The sequence below is a fragment of the Weissella fangxianensis genome (assembly GCF_024718545.1).
GTDB classification, from domain to species: domain Bacteria; phylum Bacillota; class Bacilli; order Lactobacillales; family Lactobacillaceae; genus Weissella; species Weissella fangxianensis.
Genome location: NZ_JAMXDB010000003.1, coordinates 38733 through 64419, shown reverse-complemented (window position 1 = coordinate 64419; position 25687 = coordinate 38733). Strand labels below are relative to the sequence as shown.

The window sequence follows — 25687 nt, the reverse complement described above, 5'->3', positions numbered from 1 at the left end:
TTACTCCTCTTCTAATGTCAATAATTTTGATGCTAAGCGAATCAATGCTTTGTCATCAGGATAGTTTTGTTGAATATAGTCATTCAAGTGATCAGCTGCTTGTTGTCTATTTTGATAGTCATCATACAAATGTAATCTACCTTCATAATTCTCTAACAACTGGGTACTTCTCTTAATATTATCATAAACTGCTTGCCTAGAAACTTGATATTCTTCAGCAATTTCACCCAGAGAATAATCATCCGCATAATATAGTTGCAAATAATCATTTTGCTTCACTGTCAGTAAGGGCTGATAGAAGTCGAACAACATATTAAGCCGCATACTTTTTTCTAGTTCCATTATTTTGACTCCGTTAGCAAACTACCGAATAGACTCTTGGCAAAATCGTTTGCTTCAAATGGTTGAATATCCGTAACCTTTTCACCTAATCCAACCCATTTAACTGGTAAGTGCAACTCATTTCGAATTGGTAGAACAATCCCACCCTTGGCTGTTCCATCCAACTTTGTTAACACGATTCCCGTCACATCAGTTGAATCCTTAAATAATTTTGCTTGTTGTACGGCATTTTGACCAGTCGTTGCATCTAGAGTCAATAATACTTCCTGTGGTTCATTTGGTAATTCACGCGTAATAATACGCTTCATCTTTGATAATTCTTGCATCAAATTAACATTATTCTGTAAGCGACCAGCTGTATCAACAAATAATATATCTGCCTGAGTATCAATAGCCGTTTTAACACCATCAAAAACAACGGATGCTGGATCGGCCTTAGCTGAACCAGTCACAACAGGAATATCGTTACGATCACCCCATGCGACTAATTGTTCAGTGGCACCAGCTCTAAATGTATCGGCAGCCGCCAAAACAACTTTTTTACCTGCCCGCTTATAATAAGCAGATAGTTTCCCGATCGTAGTCGTCTTACCGACACCATTAACACCGACCAACAAAATCACGGTTGGTCCTTCAGGTGCAAAGTGCATTGAGGCATCTTCATTAACCCCCTGGCTACGATATAGATCAACCAGCTTGTCAATAATTACCTCAGAAATTTCTTGCTTACTTTTAGCGTTTTGCAATTTAACTTCATCGCGCAATTCATCTGTTAATTGTAATGCTGTTTGGGCACCAACATCAGCACCAATCAGTGTTTCTTCCAAGTCGTCAAAGAAGTCCTCATCGACTGAACGGAAATTAGCCATAAAGGCATTCCAACGTTCAGACCAAGTCTTCTTAGTCTTTTTCAGACCAGTATCTAGTTTTTCACTAGCATCCTCTGTTTCTACTTCTGTTTCTGTTTCTGTTTCTGTTTCTGTTTCTGTTTCTGTTTCTGTTTCTGTTTCTGTTTCTGTTTCTGTTTCTGTTTCTGTTTCTGTTTCTGTTTCTGTTTCTGTTTCTGTTTCTGTAGTATCGGCCTTGGGTAACTCGATGTCAATTGCTTCACCAGGTGTTGGTTGTAATATTTCAACAGCGACAACTTTTACTGGTGGCATGCCATTTTCCCAATTACTTGGGTATAAGATTTCAACTTCAACTTGCTTGACTGGCTTCTTTTTAAAAAAATCAAATAATCCCATGATTATTCATATCCCCCTAGTTTTCTACCAGTGTTTCATCCAGATCAGTCAAATTAACTGAAACCATGGTTGAGACTCCTGGCTCTTGCATTGTTACACCGTAAAGCACATCGGCTTCCGTCATCGTTCCTTTTCGATGGGTGATGACAATAAACTGTGTGCGATGGTTTACTTCATGAAGATAACGTGCAAATCTATCCACATTCGCCTCGTCTAACGCAGCTTCAGTTTCATCAAGAATTGCAAAAGGCACTGGTCTCACCGCAAGAATTGCAAATAGTAAACTAATTGCGGTTAGCGCTTTTTCACCACCCGATAACAAGCTCATTTGTTGAAACTTTTTGCCAGGTGGTTGCGCTTTAATATCAATACCAGTGGTTAATAAATGTTCTGGGTCTGTTAGGACCAATGACGCTTGCCCACCACCAAACATCTTAACAAAAATTTTAGCAAACTGCTCTGCAATCGCATCAAATGTCGATTGGAATCGTGTAATAACTTCCGTATCCATCTCAGACATTGTCTCTTGTAAATTATCTTTAGCCGCAATTAGGTCTTGTTTTTGTTGCGTCAGAAAATCATAACGTTCCTTAACCGTTGCATACTCATCAATAGCATTCAAATTGACATGCCCAATTTCGTCCAAGCCTTGTTTTAGCAATTTTAACTTTGTCCTAATTGTCGCAATATCAAGATTTAACATCTCAGATTTTGCAAACTCAAATGACGTGTCATAAGTTGTTTCTAACAACTGTTCATTAGTATTAATAGATGATCGTAGTTCACCCAAACGACCATTATATTGCGAAATATTCGTTAGCATTTCACTAACTGTATCTTGGATAATACTTAATTCACTGTTTGTTGTATCATGTTGCTCCTGCACTTGTTGTAATTTAAATTTTAGCGTTGCCAAATCCTGTTCAGCAGTCATTTTCTGCTGTTGCATATCTTTTAGTTGTTGTGCCAAACGTTTTTGAACATCATTCTTATCCTGTGTCAAATCAGTAATTTGCTGTTGAATGGCTTTAACCTGATCTTGTTCAGCATTTTTCTGCTCAAGTAAGTCTTTTTTTCGAGTAGTCAATGAAGATAACGTTGCCTCAGCTTTAGCAAAAGCTGATTTGAAGTCACTGATTTGCTGATCTGCTTGTGCAATCTCAGATTCTAGGTCCGACCGCTGCCGCAAATAGTCATCCAAATTCTGTTGCAATTTTTGTTGTTGCGCAGACAACTCTGCAATCGACTCTTCGTTCTGATCAACAGATGCTTTCTCGTGCTGAGAATCAGCAGCTAACTGATAGTCATATTGTAACGCAGCCTGCTCCTTTTTGACTTGTTTGAGCGTTGATTGTGCTAATTGTAAATTAGCCTTATCATTTTGCCATTCTTCATTAGCTGATAACACCCGCGCCTGCTGTTGATTGAACGCTTCTGTAACTTCCTTAAGCTGCTGGTCAATTTGTTTAACTCGCTGTTCCAGTGCCAGCGTAGCCTGATGCAATTCAGACTCTTGTTGCGTTAATTGATCGATCTCGTTTTTTTGCGAAAGTAGACCATTCCCATGCTGACGCGTGGCGCCTCCTGTCATGGATCCACCAGCGTTCATGATCTGTCCATCCAAAGTAACTAAACGGACACGATGTTTTAATTGCTTAGCCATCGGAATAGCTGCTGACATATCAGTAACAACCACTGTGGTTCCTAATAGGTTCGCAATGATATTTTGATAGTCTGCTGCTGTTGTTACTAGCTCTGATGCAATCCCGACGAATCCAGCAATATTCTGCACCTTTGCTATCTGATAATCAGGTAACTGACGTGCTTTAATTGTCGTTTGTGGCAAAAAAGTAACCCGTCCTAAACGATGTTTAGACAAATATTGAATGGCCGACTTTCCAGCCTGTTCATTTTGAACAACAACATGTTGCAATGCCGAACCTAATGCTGTTTCAATAGCAACTCGGTGTTGATCATCCACTGAAATCAAGTTCGCAATAACATCTTGAATACCTTCAAATTGTTGTTGCGCCTTCATTAAGTTCTTAACGCCTTGATAATAACCGTCATAATTTTCTGATAAGTGTTGTAATGATTGCAACCGTGTACTTAATCGTTGTTCTTGCTCCATCTTGGTAAACCAAGCTTGTCGCTCAGTATTACGTTGTTGCTCCAATTCTTGGCCTTTTTTCTTCAGCTCTTCAAATGACCTCTGAACTTCAGTTAATGTTTTCTCTGTTTGATCAACATGCTGATTTCGCTCTTCAACCAAACGATTCGCCTCAGCTAACCGTTGATCGATTTTCGCTTGACGTTGTCGTAGTCGTAACGATTCTGCATCACTACGTTGATTTTCTTGAGCTAAATAATTTTGCTCATTTTTAGCACTCGTCAAATCTTGCATAATGGCAACTAAATCATGGCGAACTTGCTCGATAATAGCATTGATCTTTGATAATTTAGTTCGCGGATGACTGTCAGTTGCCTGCTGAATTGCTTGTTGATAATACGTATATTCAGCCTGCTGATCCGTTAACTCTTGTAAACATGTTTGGTATGTTTCCTCAAGTGAGGTTAACCGCTCAGTTGCTACTTTTAAACGATTGTTTAAGTCAGTCGTTGTTTCAGTTCGATTTTTAAGTCGTTCTGACTGCAAGTTTTGTTCACCAGTCAATTGTTCAACTTGCTTGATACTTTCTAACAAGACTTCTTGCAATTTTTGTTGCTTTGCATTTAACGCAGTTTGTTCTTGCCTAAATTTTTCCAGCTCTGTTTTCTTAGTATTCACAACCGTCTGTTGTGTATCATATTCATCTTGAGCCGTTGTTAATTTTGTCGTTAACTCATCTTTTTCTTGATACCAATCAAGTAATTCGAGCACAATTCGCGATTGATCCAACTGATCATAAGAGGCTTTGGTTGTTAGATAATCCTGCGCTTTTGCTGATTCTTCCGCCAATGGTTCAACGCGTCCTTGTAATTCATACAAAATATCCGTAATACGCGTTAAATTATCATGGACATCGCCTAGTTCCTTTTCTGCTTTATCTTTATTTTGCTTATATTTATAAACACCTGCAACATCTTCAATAATACTGCGTCGTTCAACTGGTTTCGCACTAAAAATACTTTCAACACGCCCTTGCGAAATAATAGAAAAGCTTTCACGGCCTAGCCCTGAATCCATAAACAGTTCATGAACGTCCTTCAGCCTTACCGGCACCCCATTGATTTGATAATTTGAATCACCATTGCGGTATAACGTTCGTGTGATTGTGATTTCTGAATAATCTGAATTTAAATAATGGTCAGTGTTATCAAAAGTTATCGCAACTTCAGCACGATTTAAAGGCGCCCTTTCTGACGTACCACCAAAAATAACATCGGCCATTTTATCACCGCGCAATCCTTTAGCAGACTGCTCGCCCATTACCCAGCGAATTGCTTCAATAATATTTGATTTTCCTGATCCATTGGGGCCGACAACCCCGGTAATACCTGGCATAAATTCAATTTTAGTTCGTTCAGCAAACGACTTAAAACCAGTTATTTCCAAAGTTTTTAATTTCATTTCATAGTCCTAGTTGTTCATTAAAGTTTGGTAAGCTTTTCGGGCAGCCGCTTTTTCGGCATCCTTGGTAGATTTACCTTCACCAGTTGCTAATGGTTTACCATCAACGGATACTTGTATCGTAAAGACTTGTTCATTATTAGAGATAGCTCGCTCGTCAAGCTTTTCATAAGAAATTTTAACTGTTCCATGTCGTTGCAAAAACTCTTGTAATTTAGATTTATAATCTACAAATTGATCATAGAAACCTTCATCTATTTTGACAAACATAATTTCTTTCAAAAAGTCCATAACAACTTCTTGTCCTTGATCTAAGAACAAAGCACCGATGAATGCTTCCCATAAATCTTCTAACAATGAATCTCGATTGCGAGCCCCAGACAATTCCTCTCCACGACCTAATTGCACATAACGATCTAGATGCAACTCACGTGACAAAGCTGCGAACGCCCTTGTTTGGACCATTGAAATCCTCAACTCTGTCAATCGACCTTCATCCCAGTTTGGAAAACGTTTAAATAAGTAGACCGCCGTGGATTGTTGCATAATAGCGTCTCCTAAAAACTCAAGACGTTGATAATCACCCCCAGTGTAACCCGGGTGCTCATTGATATAGTTTGCTTGTGTTAGCGCTTCTTCTAACAACTTTAAGTTATTAAAATGAATGTGGTGTTCTTTTGCTAAGTCTGCTTGTAATTGTTTAAACATAGTCCTACCTTCTTTTATATATACACCTTTCTATTATACCAGACATTAATTATCTATATTATTTTTTAGTAAAAAAACTGAGATAGAATTTCTTCTACCTCAGTTTGTATGATATTGCCCATTTTGACATGGCAATTACCAAATTTACTTAGCGCGTGATGCAATGTAATCGACAGTATTATTAACTGTAATTAACTTTTCGGCATCTTCATCTGAAATCTCAGCACCAAATTCGTCTTCCATTTCTAAGACCAATTCAACAAAATCAATCGAGTCTGCATCAATATCTTTTGTTAAGTTAGTTTCACCAGTTATACTGGCTGGATCTAATTCAAAATGATCAGCAACTAATGTGATTACCTTATCTAAAATTTCCTGTCGTTCCATGATAACTACTTCCTATTCTTAAATCATTTACCCTAAGCGTATCTTATTTTTAGCGTAACGTCTAATCTACTCAGCCGATTTTGACAAATCAGATTTATGTTCTGCCACAAATGCCTCTGTCTTTGAAACAAGGTCAGTTTCTAGCATAGTATGTATCTGTCCCATGGTGTTGGCAACTGCACTAGGTCCAGCCGAACCATGAGTTTTAACAACTGGTGCTTTAACACCAATAACAACTGCCCCACCATGTTGCGAATAGTCTAACTGTGACTGAATATCTTTCATGGCTGGTTTCAACATTAATCCAGCTAATTTAGTTTTGACATTACCATCTAGAATAGTATGCTTAATCAATCTTAGCATCGCAAGGGCTGTTCCTTCAGTTGCCTTCAAAGCTGCATTACCTGAAAATCCATCGGCAACCACAACATCTGCTGGACCTTGTAGCAGGTCACGAGATTCAACATTTCCTACGAAATTCAAATAAGATTGTGATGCACCATGCTTTAACAGTTGATGTGCTTCTTTATGAATTGGATCACCCTTATCTTCTTCAGCACCATTATTCAATAGTCCAACACGCGGATTATCATACCCTAGAACCTCTTGCGCATAGAATGAGCCCAAAATACCATATTGGTATAAATGAGTTGAGCGATTTTCAGCATTCGCACCAACGTCCATCATAGCAAAGGCATCATGTGGACCATCAAGTGCTGGCAAAACAGTCAACAGTGCTGGACGATCAATACCGCGTATACGACCTACCGTAAAAATACCAACCGCTAATAATGCACCAGTATTTCCGGCCGAAAAGATTGCTTCTGCTTCTCCATCTTTAACAGCTTGTGCTGCCATAACTAAAGAGCTTTGCTTTTTACGACGAATGGCTTTAACTGGTTCTTCACCCATCTCTACAATTTCATCAGATTGTATTAACGTCAAACGTTCTTCATTTTTTACTAATGGCTTTACTTTATCTAATTGACCAAATAGCAAAAATTCTGTATCTGGCATTTTATCACGTGCTTGTTCAATACCAGCTACGATCGCTTCAGGTGCATTGTCACCACCCATTGCATCAACAGCAATTTTATACATAATTGACTCCCTCACGGATTTATTTCTTTTTATAATTGCAATACTATAAAATGTAACACATTTTATCGTCCTGGTAAAAATATAAAGTAATTTTTAATCAAAATTACGATATCGACCCATTGTTTCTGATAACATTTCAGCTAACCCGGCCATCTCTGGCGACTTATCCCAATCCGGCTGTGAAACAATTTCAATTGCTTCCTCCTGGGCGACGTTCATCATAGCCAAGTCAGCAATGGGGTCCCCGACCCTAAACTCTGGTACACCTGATTGACGATTTCCCAAAACATCACCTGCACCACGTAATTCTAAGTCCTTTTGAGCTAAGACGAACCCGTCAGTCGTCTTGACCATTGCTTCCATACGATCAATGCCATACTGAGTTTTGGGGTCACTTACTAAGAAAGTATATGCTTGCCGTTCGCCACGCCCAACTCGACCACGTAATTGATGTAGTTGCGATAAGCCAAATCGATCAGCATCCAGAATCAACATCATGGTTGCATTTGACACATCAACACCAACTTCAATCACCGTTGTTGCCACCAAGACTTGAAATTGGTTCGCTTTGAACGCTGCCATAATACTGTCTTTTTCTTCATTCGATAACCGACCATGTAATAAACCAACGTTAAACTTAGGGGAAAAGTAGGCCGACAGTTCTTCATAAACCGCCTGTGCATTTTGAACATCCAACGTTTCGGATTCCTCAATTAAGGGTGTCACAACATAAGCTTGGGCTCCTGTTGCTAGTTGCTCTTTAACAAACTGAATCGCTTTTTCGAATTTATTATGACGTAACCAATAAGTTTTAATTGGTTTACGACCTGCGGGTAATTGGTCAATAATTGACACATCCATTTCACCATATGCTGTAATAGCTAGAGTTCGTGGAATCGGTGTCGCAGTCATGGCCAAAATATCTGGGTTGACCCCCACTTTTCGAAGGGTTGCTCGTTGTTGCACGCCAAAACGATGTTGTTCATCAATAACCGCTAGGCCAAGATTATGAAACGCAACATCTGGTTGAATCAACGCGTGTGTGCCAATCAAAATATCAATATCGCCAGCCGCTAAATCTGATAATATTTGTCGCCGGGCTGCTGCTTTAGTCGCCCTTGTTAATATTTCGACACGAACTTCATTTGGATTAAAATAATTTCCTATTGTGCGCGCATGTTGTTGTGCCAAAATTTCAGTTGGAGCCATTAAAGTTGCCTGCATTCCAGCAGTAATTGTTGCGTACATCGCTAATGCAGCAACAACTGTCTTTCCCGACCCGACATCACCTTGTAACAAGCGATTCATATGTACAGGTCTTCGCATATCACGCACAATTTCGTTAACGACCTTTTTTTGTGCAGTCGTTAATTCAAAGGGTAAAGTTTTAATAAACGCCTTTAACTGTTGATTATCAAAATTCACCGAACGTCCCTGGTTTTGTCGATCCATTTGTTTGATAACCTGCAAACGCATTTGAAAAATAAAAAATTCCATAAATGATGCAGTACGACGTGCTTCTTCTGCCATACGTTCATCATCAGGTGCATGCATACCAAAAATGGTATCGTGATAATTCATTAGGCGGTATCTGCGTCGAATATCTGCTGGGACAATCTCCTGCGTCAGTAAGTCACCATATTTGCCTAAAGCCTGAAAGACCAAATCTTTAATCGTACCTGCCTTTATCTCCTTTGAAGAAGGATAAATAGCTTCTAACTCATTTTCGTTGTTTTTAGGCATGATTTTAATAGCCGATAAACTTTGATGCGTCTTACTGTACGTGCCATAAACTGCAACCTCTTCCCCAATCACAATATTTTTCTTTAACCAAGGCTGGTTAAAAAAAGAAATTTGAATCGTGTCATGGGACACTGTTAGTCTAAAGTTTAAGCGTGTTTTTTTAAAACCCATCCGACTCACAACTGGCGGGGACGTGACCAAGCCTTTAAACGTTACTTTCTCGCCATCCAACGTTTCAGAAGGTAATTTTTGTGCTAAATCATTGTAACGTCTTGGATAATACGTTAATAAATCATCAATTGTAAATACACCCAATTTGTTAAGAGCTTGTTCACGTTTTGGACCAACACCTGACAATTCTGCAATACTATCCATTAAGCTTGACATATTCCCCCCCTTTCTGACTAAACGACTAAAAGGTCCTTAGTAACTTATGCACCAAAGACCTTTTAAATAAATTCTGACATTTTTTATTGTGCATTTAAACTGAATAACACATTAGATTACTATTCAACTGATAGCAAAATTGGGTATAGTGGTTGACCACCATCATGAATTTCAAATTCTAGTTCATCATCTAGTGCTTCACCAGCAGTCTGTAGCGCTTCAGCTGCATTAATTGTCGAATCTTGACCATAGTAAATCGTAACCACTTCTGAATCTTCATCGACCATTTTTGCCAACAATTCTGCCGCAGCTTGATCAACATTTGCGTCAGGAACTGCAACAACAATTTCGCCATCTAATAGACCAATGGCATCCCCAGCTTGGATAGATAACCCATTAATCGTTGTATCACGAACAGAAGTTGTCACTGATCCAGATTTAACTTCAGTAATCATTGCAGACATAGCTGCTTCATTCTCATCAAGTGACTTCAATTGATCATATCCTAGAACGAGCGCTGTCAATCCTTGTTGGATCGTCTTCGTTTTCACGACTTTAACAGGCACATCGGCTAGAGAAACAGCCTGTTCAGCAGCCATAAAGATATTACCATCATTTGGCAGTATAATCGCACTTGCTGCATGACTATCTTTAATGGCCTGCAACAAATCTTGTGTTGCAGGAGCTTGTTTACTGTCAATAATGACAGTTGCCCCTGCAGAAGCGAAAATTTCTTTAATACCTTCACCTGCAGCAGTTGTAATAATTGCTAATTCAGGACCATCTTCATTGTCTTCATCAACTGCTTGAGACTTTTGTTCGGCTGCAACACTAGCTGCTTCAGCTTGCTGATCACGCATATTATCTACTTTAACTTTACGTAATGAACCAAACTGAGTTCCCCAGTTAATAACATCACCTGGGTCCTCTGTATGAACGTGAACTTTGACAACATCATCATCGTTAATAACAAGTAATGAGTCACCCAAGCCAGCAAGATGATTATAAAATGTATCATAATCAAATTTCTGATTATAAGTCGTTCCCTTAGCAATATCCACCATAATTTCAGTACAATAACCATACTGAATATCTTCTGGATTCAACTCACCTTGCACACCAGCGTTATGTAATGAAAGAACCATTGCATCAAGATTAGCATTGTCTAACTCGGTTTTGACTTCTTGGCCAGACAACACGGCGTAAAAAGCACTCAAAACAATCACCAATCCTTGACCACCAGAATCAACAACACCAACTTCTTTTAAAACTGGCAGTAATTCTGGCGTTGAGGCAAGGGCTTTTTCAGCTGCCTCTAATGCATCTCCCAAGACTTGGGTAGCATTATCAGTTTTTTTCGCTGTCTTATTGGCAGCTGAAGCGGCCTCACGAATAACTGTCAAAATAGTTCCTTCAGTTGGCTTCATGACAGCTTTATAGGCTGTTTCAGCACCACCCATCAAGGCATCCGCTAAATCACGAGCTGACAAAGTTTGCTTATCAGCAATTTTAGCCGCAAAGCCACGGAATATTTGTGACAAAATAACCCCTGAGTTTCCACGCGCTCCCATTAGCAGCCCTTTTGCCGTTGCTTGGGCTAACTTACCGAGATGTGTATCATTTTCATTACGTTCATACTCGGCACCACTAGCCATCGACAAAGTCATATTTGTTCCTGTATCTCCGTCAGGAACGGGGAAAACATTCAATTTATTTATTTTTTCCGCATTATTTTTTAACGCATCCGCTGCTGCGTTAATCATTTTACCAAATTCATCGTTGGTAATTGTCGTTACAACTTCCACAGTATTTAACTCCTTATAACCAGGCTAATCCCCTAGCATACGTACGCCTTGAACCGTCACATTTACCTCACTAGCAACAATGCCTAACATAACGTTCAAATCATTTTTAACACGTGATTGTACACTCTTAGAAATTTCGGAAATTTTCATGCCATATCCAACAATAATATGAACATCTACCGTGACACCACCATCTTGTTGGCGAACAACAACACCCTTTGAGAAGTTATCACCGTTCAATATCTGATTCACACCATCACGCAACGGATTTTGGCTGGCCATACCAACAACACCATAGTTATCAGTTGTTGCCCCACCTACAATCGTTGCAATGACGTCATTTTCAATTTCAATAGCACCTTGTGCTGTTTGAATCTTTACTGCCATTAGAATGACCTCCATATAAAGCTAATACTATTTTACCACAAGCTTGGCATTAGTACCGGCTAGTAATCGTCGCAATCATTTTTATGCCGTATAAAAGAAAAAAGCTACCAAACGGCAGCTTTTCATCTTATACACGCTCAATTGAGCCGTTCTTCAAACCAGCCTTCAAAGTACGAGCTGATAGGTACACCTTCTTAGGTGCTGAACCGTTAATCTTAACCGTCACTTTTTGCAAGTTAGGCTTCCAGCTACGACTACTTGAGTTAAGGGCGTGTGAACGTTGTTTACTAAAACGAGTACGCTTTCCATTGACTACATCAACTGCCATATGTTTACCCTCCAATCTTAAGCTCTTTTAAATTCAGTGCTTTTATTTACTTGAATAATGATACCAAACCCTTACACAATAAGCAAGGGTTTTCTGTAAAGTATTTTTACTTTACAGTTTTTTTACTGATCAGCAGTTTGACCAATTAAGTCTCGACTTTGAATGACAGCCACGATTCCACTCTTAAAAGAAAAGTGATTGACTGTACCGTCAAACTCATTTGAAGAAAACGAAAACGGATTCCCTGACCAGTTAGTCAATCGGTATTTTTCATCGTCTAGCGTCAATCCACTAACCGGTGTTAACGGCATGAAACCAAGGTACTTCATCGTTGGCTCTTTTTCAATCGTATGCTCACCTGGCAAAAAGAATGAAATGTGATTAATTCGATCGATTATCGTAATCTTTTCAACAATGGCTGAAAAGCGCGGTTGCGTAAAAATCCAAATATTCGATAATAATTGATCAATACGACCACCTGTGGCACCATAAATTTCAATTTCTTCCGGTTGGTAATTTTTTTCAACCAGACTTAACAATAATTCAGTATCCGTGTCATCCTTTTCAGGCTTAACACTAACAATTTTAGGTAACTGATCAACTAACTTTTGTTGTTCTTCAGTAGTTACGGAGTCAAAATCGCCAACTGTTAAAATCGGAATCTGTCCCAAATTCAACAAGCGTAACGATCCGCGGTCTGCAGCCGCCCATGGTCCGGCAAGTCGCCCGCTTTTTAGATCATCTGGCCATTCTGTTACTGGCCCACCAATCAACAAACGTATTCGCTCCATTAGTCAGCCGTAACTTCCTTCAATTTTGCAATCTTAGCCGCAGGATCCACTTTATCATAAACATAAGAACCAGCTACTGCTACCGTTGCGCCAGCGTCATAAGCCATCTTAGTCGTTTCATCATTAGCGCCACCATCAATTTCAATGTCAAAATCATAGCCCTTTTCACGTTTAATTTGATCCAAAGTAGCGATTTTCTCTAGCATTTCAGGTAGAAACTTTTGGCCACCAAATCCGGGGTTAACAGTCATTACCAATACTTGATCAACCATATACAAAACTGGTTCAATCAAAGAAACTGCTGTGCCGGGATTAATAACCACTTCTGCTTTGACACCATGGCCTTTAATTTGTTGCAATGCACGATGAATATGGTTCGTTGCCTCATAATGCACACCAATAATATCTGCACCAGCAGCCGCAAACTCATCAATATAGCGTTCAGGTTCAACGGCCATTAAGTGAACGTCAAGTGTCATATTACTTACTTTACGCAATGCTTTTACCCAATTTGGACCATAGGCAATAGCTGGCACAAATGAACCGTCCATTACATCAATGTGTAATAACTCGGCCCCTGCATTTTCCACTAATGCCACATCATGGGCTAAATTCAAGTAATCCGCAGCCAAAATAGATGGTGCAACTTTAATTGTCATAATTTTTACCCTCTTTAAAAGTATTACTAATGTTTTTTATCATGTTTATTATAAACCGGGCGCCGACCAGCAATCAAATCATAAAACAATTTATAATTCTCATATCTGGTAGCCATAATTTTTCCTTCAGTCACAGCTTCTTTAACCGCACAGCCAGGTTCATTCAAATGAACACAACCTCGAAACCGACAGTTACTTGAAAAATGGTTGAAGTCTCGAAAGTACTGTCCCAATTCACGGGCGGGCATATCAAAAACTTCAAAGGCTGAAAAGCCTGGTGTATCTGCTACAAAGCCATCAAATAAATTAATTAATGCAACTTGACGAGTCGTATGACGGCCACGACTCAACGCCTGCGATACTTCACCAGTAGCTAAGTTAAGCTCTGGTGAAATATGGTTCAGTAGCGTACTTTTACCAGCACCAGTTTGTCCCATTAAAACAGTTAATTTATCTGCTAGTAGCTGCTCAACCTGACCCAGGCTGGTTTCATCAAAAGCCTCTTCTGGTAAGATAACTTTATAACCAATCTGACGATAACCATCAGCAATCATCGCAAACATCTTCTTTTCTTCACTATTCAGTAAATCAGTTTTCGTAAAATAGATAACTGGTTCGATACGTTTCTCTTCAAGTGCGACAAGTTGACGATCTAACAAATTACTTGACCAATCCGGCATTTTCACTGCCGTAACAATAATTACTTGATCAACATTAGCCACAGGCGGACGGACAATGCTGTTCCTTCGTTCGTCAATAGCAAGAATGTATCCTTCTGTAGCTGTTTCAGCGCTAAATGTGACCCAATCACCTACCAACGGTTTTAAAGATTTTTTACGGAAATTTCCCCGCGCACGGGTTCGGAAAGTTTTACCTTCTGCTGTTAAGACATCATAAAAGCCCGCTAATGCTAATTGAATTTGTCCATGATATTCTGCCATCTAAACTCCTATCTAATTTAACTAATCTGACTCTGATGATGAACTAGATGGTTGCGAACTTTCTGATTCTGGTTCACTAGTTGAATCAGACGTCGTATCCTCAGACTCACTGCTTGATGAACTATTTTGCGATGAACTACTACTCTCGCGTCCACTATCACTATCATTATCACTTTCGCTTCCGCTACTGTTATTATTTGATGATTTTGACTCGCTACTTGATGAATGAGATGCCGCATTTGGACCATTTGAAATCGTCACTAGCAAGACATCACTTTTAGATAGCTTACTACCCGGTGTCATTGATTGAGAAACGGCATAGCCAGCTGGAATACTATTGGAATAAACACTATTAAAATCAACTGATACACCATTACTCTGTGCCCAGGCACTAACTGTGCTTTGCGCCTTACCAGTAAAATTAGGTACCGTATAGCTCTTTGGCCCAGTTGAAACCTTGAACTTCACCTTGGTTTTACTTGGGACAACACTGTCTTCCGCATTCACATTTTGTGACACAATATAGCCCTTTGGTACGGTGTCACTAGCCACTTCCTTTTTCGAAACTGTAAAGCCTTTATCCTCTAATTTGTCACTAACTGTACTGTACTTCTCATTGACGTAATCACCAAAGCGTACTTTGGCTGGTCCGTTAGAAACAACTAAGTCAATCACTGAATTTGCTGCCACTGTTTTACCGACCTTGGGCTTAGTTTGAATGACCTTACCACGATCAATATCACTTGAATGCTTCGTCGTAATATCACCCATCTTTAACCCGTCTTCATCCAAAGTCTTTTCAGCATTCGCTTGTGTCATACCACGCACATCGGAAACATGAACATTATCTGGTTGCATTGCCCCATAGACACCAAAGCCACTAATTATAATCACCAGTGCTAGTAATGCTAACCATATATATCGGCGACGCCGTTTATTTTTAGACTTAGCAGCAGATTGTTGCTTCATTTTACTAGCGTCTACATGTTCTTCTTTTACAAGTGGTTCAGGTTTTTTCGTTTCATCTGGACGTTGATTCGCAACTTCCTTAATTTGTGCCAACGGAATAACTTTGGTCTCAGTATCATCTTCCTCAGCATCATTAGTATCACGCCAAACTGGTTCATTGATCCGATTTGGTGACAAGACGGTCGCTAAATCATCTGACATCGCTTGGGCTGAAGTATATCTGCTCATCGGACTTTTAGCTGTGGCTTTAAAAATAACATTTTCCAACGCCTGTGGTACACGTGGATCAACCTCTCTTACCGATGGCATTGGGCTTTGAGCGTGCTTAACAGCAATCGCAACCGCCGTCTCACCTTCAAACGGTACATGTCCAGTAATCATTTCATACAACATAATTCCTAATGAATAAATATCACTACGATTAGAAGCAACTTCACCACGAACCTGTTCAGGTGCCATATAATGAACAGACCCAATTGCTGTATTTGTTTGCGTCATACCAAATGATGTCTGTGCTCTAGCAATTCCAAAATCCGAAATTTTTGCTTCGCCTTCATTACTAATCAAAATATTTTGCGGTTTTAAGTCGCGATGAATAATCCCAGCTTGATGGGCAACTGATATTCCAGCCAAAATCTCTTGCATAATATCAACAATCCGACTAACTGGAATCGGCCAATTTTCAGCAATATAACGTTTTAAATCCATCCCTGAAACAAACTCAGTTACTAAATACTGTGAGCCGCCTTCTTCACCATAATCGTATACTTGAATAATATTTGGATGCAAGATAGCTGATGTCGCAGCAATTTCATTATTGAAACGACGACGAACAGACTCATCATCTCGCATGTCCAAACGCATCAGTTTCAACGACACGTCTCGATCTAAAATAATATCATGCGCACGATAAACGTTAGCCATACCACCTTCGCCAAGTGGTTCTACAATGCGATATCGTTCACCAATTAATTGATTTATTCGCATTTAGTAGTCCTCACTTTCTTGGTGACCAATAAGTACAGTCACATTGTCTGATCCGCCAGCATTATTTGTATTCGTAATTAACTGCGTAACCGCATCAGCAATATCATTAGCTGATAAAACCGTTTGTAAGATGTTTTCGTCACTGACATGTTTTGGCATACCATCTGTCGTCATCAAAACATAGTCATCAGGATATAAATTAATCGCAAACAAATCTGGTTTTGAATCATCTGTTACACCTAATTGACGTGTAATCAAGTGCCGTCCAGGATGAGTCATTGCCTCATCTTCTGTAATAGCACCTTCTTGCAATAATTCATTTGCCAAATTATGATCTACTGTTAACTGTCTCATTTGACGTTGTCGGATGACGTAGGCTCTAGAATCACCAATATTAGCGATTATTAGTTGATTTGCCAATATTACCCCAATTACTAAAGTTGTTGCCATACCATTTAGCGTTCGATAACGTTGGGCCGTCTTCACGATTGTGTCATTTTCACTATCAATCTGTTCAATTAGCCACTGCTTAGCTGTTTCGACTGTTTCAATCGTTGATTGTTGCCATTGATTACCAATGTGGGAAACAGCCATCGTTGCTGCAACATCCCCACCATTTTGGCCACCAACACCATCAGCAACAATAGCTAGCTGCGCACCAGATTGATTGATAAAAACACTAACATAATCTTGATTTTCGGCACGCATACGACCAGTGTCAGATGCATATGCTATTTTCATATCTTATCATCCCTTCATCACTACAATCTATTATTGTTTAACTAATGTCGCTATAAAGAAACCATCTGACTGAAAATCATCAGGGTACAGGTGTAACATGCCTTGATCATCCAAAACATCTAAGTTATTGACTGTTTTAGTAGGGACTAGTTTAAAATCACTATGACTCGCCAAAAAGTCATTGATAACATCTTCATTTTCAGTTTGCAAAATTGTACATGTACCATACACAAGACGGCCACCTTTTTTTAGCTTACTTGCAACTGCATCTAAAATCGCACGTTGTATTTTCTGTAATTGGTAACTATCTTGTAATGTTTTTTCATACCTAATTTCTGGCTTCCGTCGTAACAAACCAAAACCTGAACAAGGTGCATCCACTAAGATACGATCAAATGTCTCATCTTCATACTTTTCACTCACTTTTCGCGCATCCAAAACTTGTGTTTCTATGCGGTCTGCAACATTTAATCGATCGGCATTTTCTTTAATCAACTTAGCCTTGTGATCATGAATGTCTAACGCGACAACATGACCGCCTTGTGATTGGTCCAGGTACGTTGCAATTTGTGTCGTTTTACCACCTGGTGCAGCGGCAGCATCAAGCACTTTATTATCAGGCATAATCTCCAGACTAGGAGCCATTAGCATTGCTGATTCATCTTGAAGTGTTAGCAAACCATCTTGAAAAGCCTTTGAGCCAGCAACATGACCACCAGAAACCAATAATGCATCAGGAGTGACTTCAGAAGATTCCACATGATACCCGTCATCTTCTAATAACTGCGTCACCGTTGCTAATGAAGTCATCTCATGGTTTACACGTACTGATTGCTTTGGTGCTTCATTAATTGCCAATGCAATGGCAACTGTCTTAGACCAACCAAGCTGATTATTTAACGCTTCAATCAACCACAAAGGTAGCGACGTTTGGATTGATAACCGTTGTGTTTCTTCTTCAATATCTTCAAAGTCGGTCAGACCTTGTCTTTGGATTGCATGCAAAACACCTGTAACGAACTTTCGCGTACCATCATGGCCACGACGTTTTGCAATATTAATGGCCTCGTCAAAAATCGCATGGTCTGGGATTTTATCCAAATATTGCATCTGAAATAATGAAATATACAATAACTCACGCACCCAGGCATCCAGCTTCTGTGGTTGCTTGATAAATGGTGTTAGCCAGTACTCTAAGGTTAATCGATGTTGGATTACACCATAAACCATTGTTGTCAACAGATGAACGTTCTTCTCCGATAAATTGGCTTGCTTAATCATACTATCTAGTTGCAAATTAGAATATGCGCCATTATGCACTTTTTCTAAAACACGAACCGATAGAGCACGAGGGTTAGTTAATTCCCAATTAGCAATTTTTTGGTTACTTTTTTTACTCATAAGTAATTACTTGATCTCCCTCTGCAAAATTTGCATGGCCATTTAGATAGGCTGTAATTGTCATTTTGGGCTTACCAGCAGGCTGCAACTCATCAATCGCAATCACATGGCCATCGCCAGCCGCTAACCACAATTCATGCTTTCCTTTTTTCACAACCGTTCCCGGCTTTGCATCTGTCGTCTCATCAACCAGATGTGTTTGTTGGATTTTCGTCCGCGTACCATTAATTGACGTATGGGCAATTGGAAATGGGAACAATCCTCTAACATGATTATGGATAACTTGAGCTGGTTTCGTAAAGTCAAGAATCTCTTCCTCAGGTTGAATATTGGGTGAAAAGCTTACTTTATCAACATCTTGTGGTACAGGTGTCACATCACCTGAAATTAATTTTGGTAAAGTAACTAATAATAAATCACGACCTAATAAACTTAATTTATCAAACAAGGAACCAGTATTATCTTCAGGTAAAATAGGCAATTCTGCTTGCGCAATAATGTCTCCCGCATCCATGGCTTTGATCATGTACATAATTGTAACCCCGGTCTTTTCATCACCATTTAAAACAGCGTAGTGAATTGGTGCTCCGCCACGGTATTTAGGTAGTAATGACGCATGCACATTAATAGCTCCCATTTTAGCAGCAGCTAATAGCTTGGTTGGTAAAAATTGACCATAAGCAGCCGTAATAATGAAATCGGGTGCTAATGAAATAATTTGTGCCATTTCTTCAGAACCTGATAACTTATTTGGTTGTAATACAGGAATATCAGCCGCCACTGCTACTTCTTTCACTGGTGTTGGTTTAAGCGTACGCTTACGTCCCACCGGCCGATCTGGTTGTGTCAAAACAGCCAGCACATCATAAGCTGAATCATCAATTAAACTTTGTAAAATAGGGGCCGCAAATTCCGGTGTACCCATGAAAACAATACTTGTCATTGCTTTTAACTCCTTTATTATATGTATGATAATATCAACCATTTAGGCAGTATTATCTGTAACTACATGAAATTAATAGGCTCACGATCAATCATGATTGTAACCCCTTTTTTTTGTAATCGCTGACCCTTTTGCATTAAACTTGCAAGCGCCTGCATTAACTTGTCATCATGCCGATATTTAAGAACTAAACGGTAATAATATTTATTTTTTATACGTGGAATCGTTCCTGTGGCTGGTCCTAGCATAATCGTTTCATTGTTCACAATATCTTTCAACCAATTAGCAATTTCAAAGGCTGCCTTTGCTGATTCATCAACTTTTTCATGTGCAAATTTGATTTGAATCGTAAAATAATATGGCGTATATCGCCAAGCGTGTCTGAAAACCATTTCTTGGCGGTAAAAAGTCTCGTAATCTTGCTGTCTAGCTAATTGAATCGCATAATGATCCGGATTGAAAGTCTGCATGATAACATTTCCAGCTTTATCCCCTCGACCAGCGCGACCAGAAACCTGAGTCAGTAATTGAAATGTACGTTCTGATGCACGGAAATCAGGCAACGACAAGGTTGTATCAGCATTTAAAACGCCGACCAAGGTAACATTGGCAAAATCTAACCCTTTGGCAATCATTTGTGTCCCCAATAAGATATCGGCCTCGTGGTTACCAAAAGCCGTCAATAAACGATCAACTGATCCTTTCTTGCGCGTTGTATCAACATCCATGCGTAGTACCCGTGCCTGCGGAATTTGTTGCTGCAACTGTTCAGCTACTTTCTGCGTCCCAGTTCCAAACTGGCGAATTCTTGTTGAACCACAATTTTTACATTTCGTTGGGATAGTTTCACTATAACCACAATAATGACAAACTAACCGCGAAATATCTTTATGGACTGTCAATGCGACATCGCAATTAACACAACGTGGTGTGTAACCACATTCTCGACAAACTAAAAAATTTGCATAGCCACGACGGTTTAACATCAGGACAATTTGTTCCTTTTTAACCAAACGATCTTTAATAGCCGCTAACAATTGTGGTGAAAAAACATCATCGCCACCTTGTTTAATAGCCTCTCTCATATCAACGATGTTTGTTTCTGGTAATGTACTATTCGTGGCGCGGTGGTTTAATGTTAATAATTGATAAACCCCTTTTTGCGCACGTGCACGGCTTTCTAATGATGGCGTCGCTGACCCCAAAACCAGGGTTGCATGATGATATTTTGCACGCCATTGCGCAACATCTCGTGCGTGATATCTGGGGTTTTCATCTTGCTTATACGATGATTCATGTTCCTCATCAATGATAATAAGACCAATGTTTTTTAGAGGTGCAAAAACTGCTGACCTTGCACCGACTACCACATGAACTTCTGACCGTTGTACACGCCGCCATTCATCATATCGTTCACCATCAGATAGCCCCGAATGCATTACAGCAACATCATCACCGAAGCGACTTTTTACGCGACGCACCATTTGTGGTGTCAAGGTGATCTCAGGTACTAACATTAATGCTGTTTGTCCTACAGTCAATGCTTTTGCAATTGTCTGTAGATATATTTCCGTTTTCCCAGAACCTGTCACCCCTTCCAACAAGAAGGTCTTTGTATCATTTTGTGAAATATTATTTGCAATATTTGTATAAGCTTCCTGTTGCTCTGCATTTAAAGTTAAAGGTTGTGTTTTGTTCACAGGGGTACTAAGTTTTGGAATTCGGTATGACTCCAGCGGCTTCTGAATGAGCCATCCTTTACTTTCTGCTTGTTTTACCGATGCATAATCTAATTGATACGACTTGATCACTTCTTTAACTGGAACAAATAATCGTGGTGCTTGTATCAGGTAAGAAAGTAGTCGCGCCTGTTTCACTGCAGACGGACGCAATTGTGATCGTTGTTTTTCATAAAATTCTACTGACTTAACTGGCTTTAAAGAATTAATTTTTTTAACTTTTGCTCGGTTTTTTACAACATAACCAATTTCAAGCACGCGTTGTTTTTGTAATTTCAATAAAGTAGGCACTAGCGCCATATCAACATTGTCAGTATCAAAAGGCACCTCATCACGATCAATGAACAAAGCTTTGATTTCTGGTAAGTCGTCCAAACCGTCTGGTTCAACAACTCGTAACACCTTGCTATATTTGGCACGCATAACATTAGGTAACATCGTTTGCAACACACTGATACGAAACGCAAAATTATAATTTGCAACCCAAATTGCTAACTGTAACAATTCATCATTTAAGACTGGCTCTAATTCAACAATCTGCAAGATATCTTTTAGTTTGTCGGATGCCTCTGTTTCATCAACAATTTCAGTCACAAAGCCTTGTACCAACCGGTTGCCCTTCCCGAAGGGGACGATCACACGCATACCTCGTACAAGCTCTTCTGAAAAAAGACTCGGAATTTGATAGGTATATGGCTGGTTGGTTTGCATTGTCGGTACATCAACAATTACTCGCGCGTACATAAACTTTCTCCTTCCTAATCTTTCGTCAAAGTAATTAGTCACTTAATTCATTTTACCAGAATTCATGCAATCGACCTAATGGTGGTTTAACTAATTACCAAATAAAAAGCCAGAACCACAATAGTTCCAGCTTTCATATATTATTTATATTGAAATTATTTGTTATTGCTTAGCTTGCAATGCTTGAACATCGCGTGCAATCATAACCTCTTCGTCAGTAGCAACCTTCAAAACTGCTGCAGTTGAATCGTTTGTTGACAAAATAACTTCATCATCTCGTGATGCGTTCTTTTCTGCATTGATTTTAATGCCCATGAATCCCAAACGCTTAATGATTTCTTCACGTACAGCTGCATCGTTTTCACCGATACCAGCAGTAAATGTTAATGCATCAACACCACCAAGTTCAACATAGTATTGACCAATATAACGAACCACACGATCGATAAAGATTTCCAATGCAAGTGCTGCATGGTCATTAGTATCTGAAACAGCTTCCAAGTCACGCATATCAGAAGAAATCGTTGATACTCCTAATAATCCTGACTTTTTATTCAAAACGTCAAGCATCTCATCGTTTGACAAACCTTCACGATTTTGGATGTAGTAAACAAGAGAAGGATCAACATCCCCTGTACGAGTAGCCATCATGACACCAGCCAATGGTGAGAATCCCATTGACGTATCATATGACTTACCATCCTTGATAGCAGTAATTGATGCCCCAGCACCTAAGTGCAAAGTGATCAACTTCATATCTTCTAATTTCTTACCAAGCATTGCTGCGGTACGTTGTGCAACATACAAGTGTGATGTTCCGTGTGCACCATACTTACGTGCACCATACTTTGTGTAGTATTCATATGGCAAAGCATATAGGTAATTCTTCTTAGGCATTGATTGGTGGAATGCCGTATCAAATACAGCAACTGAAGTAGCATTTGGTAGCAACTTTTGGAATACTCGAATTCCCAATGCTTCTGATGCATTATGCAATGGTGCATATGCAGCTAAACGTTCAATCTTGTCAAGAGCTTCATCGTCAACAATAACTGACTTGTTGAACCACTCACCACCAGCAACAATACGGTGACCCACACCAGTAATTTCTGTAAGGTCTGCGATAACTTCATGTGCTTTTAATTGCTCAAGCAACAAGTTGATTGCTGCTTCATGATCAGCAATTTCTTGCACAAGCTCAGTTTTCTCCCCATTAAATTTCAAAGTAAAAATTGCATCGCTCATACCGATACGTTCTACTTGTCCCTTTGCAATTACTGTTTCTGCTGGCATTTCAAATAATTGAAACTTTAATGATGATGATCCAGCATTAATCGCCATTGTCTTAGCCATATACACTTATCTCCTCTTTCCATACGGAATTCATTATTAACTCAGAATAGTATATCACAAATAAACAACTTTCGTGTAACTAAAGCCACTAACAAAATGGCGCAATCACTTAGTATATAAATGATTTGCCTTCATCCAAGCTGTCAATTCTGTCACAAACTTTTTGTTTTCAGGTCCGTCATTTAATTCTGGTGCCTTGGCTAACATGACAGGTTTTGCTTGCCTAGCATTGTCTCCAGAACGTTGTAATACCAAGATTACTTTTCCTAATTTAGGATCTTTGAATAATTTATCCGGTAATTGAATGAGCGACTGAAAGTATACCCCATCAGTTTGTATATAACTTAACAATTTTTTACTTTGATCACTCTCAAATAAGTTTGCTGGGACGGTTAAAATTGCCAAACCACCTGGCTTTAATGCAGCAATGCTTTGCTCTATTAATAGGTGATGTACAAATGTTAAGCCTTCCTCAACTTTTGTTGCGAAATTATCCGCCGTATTTTTCGGATAATAACCAATAGGTAAGTCACCAATAACGACGTCAGCATCATCGATCATTGATGTTGCGACAGTATCAACCAACGAGATTTGCCATGATTCATCTAGTAGTGCTGCAACGCCACTGGCAACTGTCAACATCGTATCATCATTTTCAAATCCTTGAATGTGGACCGCTTTCCCTGCAGATTGTAATACTTGACTCGTTGTTGCCAATAAGTTTCCGGTACCTAGGGTTATATCTTTAAGTTGCACAGCCTTTTTTCCCTCAGTAAAAGTATCAGCAATAAAGGCAATCCACATGCCTATTGCGTCAGGCGTTACTTGGTAGTTAGCTTGTAAACCATCCTGATGAATCGTACCGACTAGCAAAAATTGCAACACTTGGCGTCGATTAGCTGCTTGTAAGTCAAAAAATTTTGCTGCTTGAACATCTGACTGAACAGCTTGCCTTTGTTCATCAGATAATGACTCCCAATCCTCATCAGTTTGTCCTAACATCACTTCAAATAAAATAATTAAAGCTTCTATCGATGCAATATCCAGAAAATCTACTAGTTTCTGTTGCGCTGATTGTAGATTTTTAACACTGCTTTCAATTGATTCGTACATGTCGTTACCTCATCTTTCATTCTAGAGACTAGTTTAGCTAGTTTCTTGATAACTGACAAGCGCTATATCATTTATTTATTTGTGGTACCCTGACTGTTTGTAACTCTGTAACTTTTACAATGTAATGTCCCCTGGCAACGCCAATGACACGTGGTAAAACAAATAATCGTTTATCAACTTTAATGTCCTTGCAATTTCGTATATAGTGTACCGCTTGATAACGACCTAACCAATACTGATACTCTTGTTTTCTGACCTGTTGTTGTGTTATTTGTTTTCCTAACCAAACCGTTAACCCCATTAATAGGCAACAACTTAAAGTAACTGTTTGGACTAAAATGATTGCCTTACGTTTTCTGACCATTAATATATATTTCTTCCTTGAAAATTGCTCCATTTGTAAACTGCAAGGTCATGTCATATAGGTGCGGTTTCAACTGTTTAAAATTCACTTTTTTCACTTGCAACATATAAGATAAAAATTTGCCGTCTTGACGATACAGGCACAAACAGTGCCCCCATAGTCCAAGATGATACGTCTTATCTGTTTTCAAATTTTTGATAGTTAAAACTTGTTCAGTGCCCTTAATAATTTGATAATTCCAAGCATCATTTTCTAAACGATCAATTAAACGGGTAACCTGTACCTTTTGAATTTCATAATTATGTTGCTGATTAACGAGATTGAAGCCTTGTGTTGCGATAGCGAAGGTCAACAATAGACCACTAAAAATCATCAGCGCCACCATACACTCAATTAACGTAAATCCGTTCCTGTTAACCATGCTTTGCGTTCCTTATAATATTTTTCCTTTATAACATTGATGGCATGTTCATCGGCCCGATTGCGTTGACTAACAGATTCAATCGATTGCCAACCGATCAACAACGTCCCCAAAACAACCACCATACCCACTAAGGCCTCCAATAAAATAAACCCCTTACGTTGTGAACCGATATGCGCCACCTCCTAATTGAAAAATTAATGCAACACGTTCATTAGTCATACGATTGTAGAAACGAATCGTTCCAGCAGTCACAGTAGTTGGTCGCCAATTAATGTGCACATAATTACTAGTACACCACCCCTGAGGTAATTTAATTTCTTCATCACCTATACAAAGCGTATCGCCATCCCCATAGATATTAAAATCAAGCGCTCTTCCTAAAACAACTTTTTGTTGTTCTTTGATATACTTCTGGGCAAATTCCTGCTTTACATTTTGCCAATTTCGAGCATGTTCATACTCGGTAATATTACTGGTATAGTAAGCACGACACAAATAGCTAATACAATTATTGT

24 protein-coding genes are annotated in these 25687 nt (G+C 39.2%); all 24 read right to left on the bottom strand.

What is annotated here, in order from left to right; all coding sequences use genetic code 11:
* Positions 1–342 (bottom strand): putative DNA-binding protein, encoded by a 342-nt coding sequence (locus NGR58_RS01720; RefSeq protein ID WP_258087997.1) that lies wholly within the window; start codon positions 340–342, stop codon positions 1–3.
* Positions 342–1586: a signal recognition particle-docking protein FtsY gene (gene ftsY, locus NGR58_RS01715; protein ID WP_258087996.1), complete on the bottom strand. Its 1245-nt coding sequence runs from the start codon at positions 1584–1586 to the stop codon at positions 342–344. Before ftsY ends, NGR58_RS01720 begins: the two co-directional genes overlap by 1 nt.
* Positions 1587–1602: 16 nt before the next feature.
* Positions 1603–5157, bottom strand: a complete 3555-nt coding sequence (smc, locus tag NGR58_RS01710; RefSeq protein WP_258087995.1) for a chromosome segregation protein SMC — start codon at positions 5155–5157, stop codon at positions 1603–1605.
* Between the two features lie 9 nt (positions 5158–5166).
* The gene (rnc, locus tag NGR58_RS01705) at positions 5167–5865 is read right to left on the bottom strand and encodes a ribonuclease III (RefSeq protein ID WP_258087994.1); all 699 of its coding nucleotides are present in this window, start codon (positions 5863–5865) and stop codon (positions 5167–5169) included.
* Between the two features lie 144 nt (positions 5866–6009).
* A complete protein-coding gene (gene acpP / locus NGR58_RS01700) occupies positions 6010–6252 on the bottom strand; it encodes an acyl carrier protein (RefSeq protein WP_258087993.1) in 243 nt (80 codons plus the stop codon).
* A gap of 66 nt (positions 6253–6318) precedes the next feature.
* The gene (gene plsX, locus NGR58_RS01695; protein WP_258087992.1) at positions 6319–7353 is read right to left on the bottom strand and encodes a phosphate acyltransferase PlsX; all 1035 of its coding nucleotides are present in this window, start codon (positions 7351–7353) and stop codon (positions 6319–6321) included.
* A 93-nt stretch (positions 7354–7446) separates the two neighbouring features.
* The gene (recG, locus tag NGR58_RS01690; RefSeq protein ID WP_258087991.1) at positions 7447–9483 is read right to left on the bottom strand and encodes an ATP-dependent DNA helicase RecG; all 2037 of its coding nucleotides are present in this window, start codon (positions 9481–9483) and stop codon (positions 7447–7449) included.
* Between the two features lie 119 nt (positions 9484–9602).
* Positions 9603–11288, bottom strand: a complete 1686-nt coding sequence (locus tag NGR58_RS01685) for a DAK2 domain-containing protein (RefSeq protein WP_258087990.1) — start codon at positions 11286–11288, stop codon at positions 9603–9605.
* A gap of 24 nt (positions 11289–11312) precedes the next feature.
* Positions 11313–11675 carry an Asp23/Gls24 family envelope stress response protein gene (locus tag NGR58_RS01680; RefSeq protein ID WP_075269992.1) on the bottom strand — a complete coding sequence of 121 codons (363 nt, stop codon included), beginning with the start codon at positions 11673–11675 and terminating at the stop codon, positions 11313–11315.
* Between the two features lie 127 nt (positions 11676–11802).
* Positions 11803–12003: a large ribosomal subunit protein bL28 gene (locus tag NGR58_RS01675; RefSeq protein WP_115471150.1), complete on the bottom strand. Its 201-nt coding sequence runs from the start codon at positions 12001–12003 to the stop codon at positions 11803–11805.
* Between the two features lie 122 nt (positions 12004–12125).
* The gene (locus tag NGR58_RS01670) at positions 12126–12794 is read right to left on the bottom strand and encodes a thiamine diphosphokinase (protein ID WP_258087989.1); all 669 of its coding nucleotides are present in this window, start codon (positions 12792–12794) and stop codon (positions 12126–12128) included.
* A complete protein-coding gene (gene rpe / locus NGR58_RS01665; RefSeq protein ID WP_258087988.1) occupies positions 12794–13453 on the bottom strand; it encodes a ribulose-phosphate 3-epimerase in 660 nt (219 codons plus the stop codon). Before rpe ends, NGR58_RS01670 begins: the two co-directional genes overlap by 1 nt.
* Before the next feature lie 26 nt (positions 13454–13479).
* Positions 13480–14394, bottom strand: coding sequence for a ribosome small subunit-dependent GTPase A (gene rsgA / locus NGR58_RS01660; protein WP_258087987.1), 915 nt, complete (start codon positions 14392–14394; stop codon positions 13480–13482).
* Positions 14395–14415: 21 nt separating this feature from the next.
* On the bottom strand, positions 14416–16350 hold the full coding sequence (gene pknB / locus NGR58_RS01655) for a Stk1 family PASTA domain-containing Ser/Thr kinase (RefSeq protein WP_258087986.1): 1935 nt from the start codon (positions 16348–16350) through the stop codon (positions 14416–14418).
* The gene (locus NGR58_RS01650) at positions 16351–17091 is read right to left on the bottom strand and encodes a Stp1/IreP family PP2C-type Ser/Thr phosphatase (protein ID WP_258087985.1); all 741 of its coding nucleotides are present in this window, start codon (positions 17089–17091) and stop codon (positions 16351–16353) included. It lies immediately after the preceding gene.
* A 30-nt stretch (positions 17092–17121) separates the two neighbouring features.
* Complete coding sequence (gene rsmB, locus NGR58_RS01645; RefSeq protein WP_258087984.1) at positions 17122–18492, bottom strand: 16S rRNA (cytosine(967)-C(5))-methyltransferase RsmB; 1371 nt, start codon at positions 18490–18492, stop codon at positions 17122–17124.
* Complete coding sequence (fmt, locus tag NGR58_RS01640; protein ID WP_258087983.1) at positions 18485–19435, bottom strand: methionyl-tRNA formyltransferase; 951 nt, start codon at positions 19433–19435, stop codon at positions 18485–18487. The genes rsmB and fmt overlap by 8 nt, the downstream gene beginning before the upstream one ends.
* Before the next feature lie 62 nt (positions 19436–19497).
* A complete protein-coding gene (priA, locus tag NGR58_RS01635) occupies positions 19498–21918 on the bottom strand; it encodes a primosomal protein N' (RefSeq protein ID WP_258087982.1) in 2421 nt (806 codons plus the stop codon).
* A 162-nt stretch (positions 21919–22080) separates the two neighbouring features.
* Positions 22081–23271: an acetate/propionate family kinase gene (locus NGR58_RS01630; protein ID WP_075270002.1), complete on the bottom strand. Its 1191-nt coding sequence runs from the start codon at positions 23269–23271 to the stop codon at positions 22081–22083.
* A gap of 105 nt (positions 23272–23376) precedes the next feature.
* Positions 23377–24384 (bottom strand): class I SAM-dependent methyltransferase, encoded by a 1008-nt coding sequence (locus tag NGR58_RS01625; RefSeq protein WP_258087981.1) that lies wholly within the window; start codon positions 24382–24384, stop codon positions 23377–23379.
* A gap of 67 nt (positions 24385–24451) precedes the next feature.
* Entirely contained in the window at positions 24452–24748 is a 297-nt protein-coding gene (locus tag NGR58_RS01620; protein ID WP_258087980.1) for a hypothetical protein, read from the bottom strand.
* On the bottom strand, positions 24732–25121 hold the full coding sequence (locus NGR58_RS01615) for a hypothetical protein (protein ID WP_258087979.1): 390 nt from the start codon (positions 25119–25121) through the stop codon (positions 24732–24734). Before NGR58_RS01615 ends, NGR58_RS01620 begins: the two co-directional genes overlap by 17 nt.
* Before the next feature lie 20 nt (positions 25122–25141).
* Positions 25142–25312 (bottom strand): hypothetical protein, encoded by a 171-nt coding sequence (locus NGR58_RS01610; protein ID WP_258087978.1) that lies wholly within the window; start codon positions 25310–25312, stop codon positions 25142–25144.
* Between the two features lie 13 nt (positions 25313–25325).
* A complete protein-coding gene (locus NGR58_RS01605; RefSeq protein WP_258087977.1) occupies positions 25326–25667 on the bottom strand; it encodes a hypothetical protein in 342 nt (113 codons plus the stop codon).
* Positions 25668–25687: the final 20 nt, after the last annotated feature.

Bases quoted from the DNA above. Each gene is read 5' to 3' on its own strand.
- NGR58_RS01720 (WP_258087997.1), bottom strand. From the start codon at position 342: ATGGAACTAGAAAAAAGTATGCGGCTTAATATGTTGTTCGACTTCTAT.
- ftsY (WP_258087996.1), bottom strand. From the start codon at position 1,586: ATGGGATTATTTGATTTTTTTAAAAAGAAGCCAGTCAAGCAAGTTGAA.
- smc (WP_258087995.1), bottom strand. From the start codon at position 5,157: ATGAAATTAAAAACTTTGGAAATAACTGGTTTTAAGTCGTTTGCTGAA.
- rnc (WP_258087994.1), bottom strand. From the start codon at position 5,865: ATGTTTAAACAATTACAAGCAGACTTAGCAAAAGAACACCACATTCAT.
- acpP (WP_258087993.1), bottom strand. From the start codon at position 6,252: ATGGAACGACAGGAAATTTTAGATAAGGTAATCACATTAGTTGCTGAT.
- plsX (WP_258087992.1), bottom strand. From the start codon at position 7,353: ATGTATAAAATTGCTGTTGATGCAATGGGTGGTGACAATGCACCTGAA.
- recG (WP_258087991.1), bottom strand. From the start codon at position 9,483: ATGTCAAGCTTAATGGATAGTATTGCAGAATTGTCAGGTGTTGGTCCA.
- NGR58_RS01680 (WP_075269992.1), bottom strand. From the start codon at position 11,675: ATGGCAGTAAAGATTCAAACAGCACAAGGTGCTATTGAAATTGAAAAT.
- NGR58_RS01675 (WP_115471150.1), bottom strand. From the start codon at position 12,003: ATGGCAGTTGATGTAGTCAATGGAAAGCGTACTCGTTTTAGTAAACAA.
- NGR58_RS01670 (WP_258087989.1), bottom strand. From the start codon at position 12,794: ATGGAGCGAATACGTTTGTTGATTGGTGGGCCAGTAACAGAATGGCCA.
- rpe (WP_258087988.1), bottom strand. From the start codon at position 13,453: ATGACAATTAAAGTTGCACCATCTATTTTGGCTGCGGATTACTTGAAT.
- rsgA (WP_258087987.1), bottom strand. From the start codon at position 14,394: ATGGCAGAATATCATGGACAAATTCAATTAGCATTAGCGGGCTTTTAT.
- pknB (WP_258087986.1), bottom strand. From the start codon at position 16,350: ATGCGAATAAATCAATTAATTGGTGAACGATATCGCATTGTAGAACCA.
- NGR58_RS01650 (WP_258087985.1), bottom strand. From the start codon at position 17,091: ATGAAAATAGCATATGCATCTGACACTGGTCGTATGCGTGCCGAAAAT.
- rsmB (WP_258087984.1), bottom strand. From the start codon at position 18,492: ATGAGTAAAAAAAGTAACCAAAAAATTGCTAATTGGGAATTAACTAAC.
- fmt (WP_258087983.1), bottom strand. From the start codon at position 19,435: ATGACAAGTATTGTTTTCATGGGTACACCGGAATTTGCGGCCCCTATT.
- priA (WP_258087982.1), bottom strand. From the start codon at position 21,918: ATGTACGCGCGAGTAATTGTTGATGTACCGACAATGCAAACCAACCAG.
- NGR58_RS01630 (WP_075270002.1), bottom strand. From the start codon at position 23,271: ATGGCTAAGACAATGGCGATTAATGCTGGATCATCATCATTAAAGTTT.
- NGR58_RS01625 (WP_258087981.1), bottom strand. From the start codon at position 24,384: ATGTACGAATCAATTGAAAGCAGTGTTAAAAATCTACAATCAGCGCAA.
- NGR58_RS01620 (WP_258087980.1), bottom strand. From the start codon at position 24,748: ATGGTCAGAAAACGTAAGGCAATCATTTTAGTCCAAACAGTTACTTTA.
- NGR58_RS01615 (WP_258087979.1), bottom strand. From the start codon at position 25,121: ATGATTTTTAGTGGTCTATTGTTGACCTTCGCTATCGCAACACAAGGC.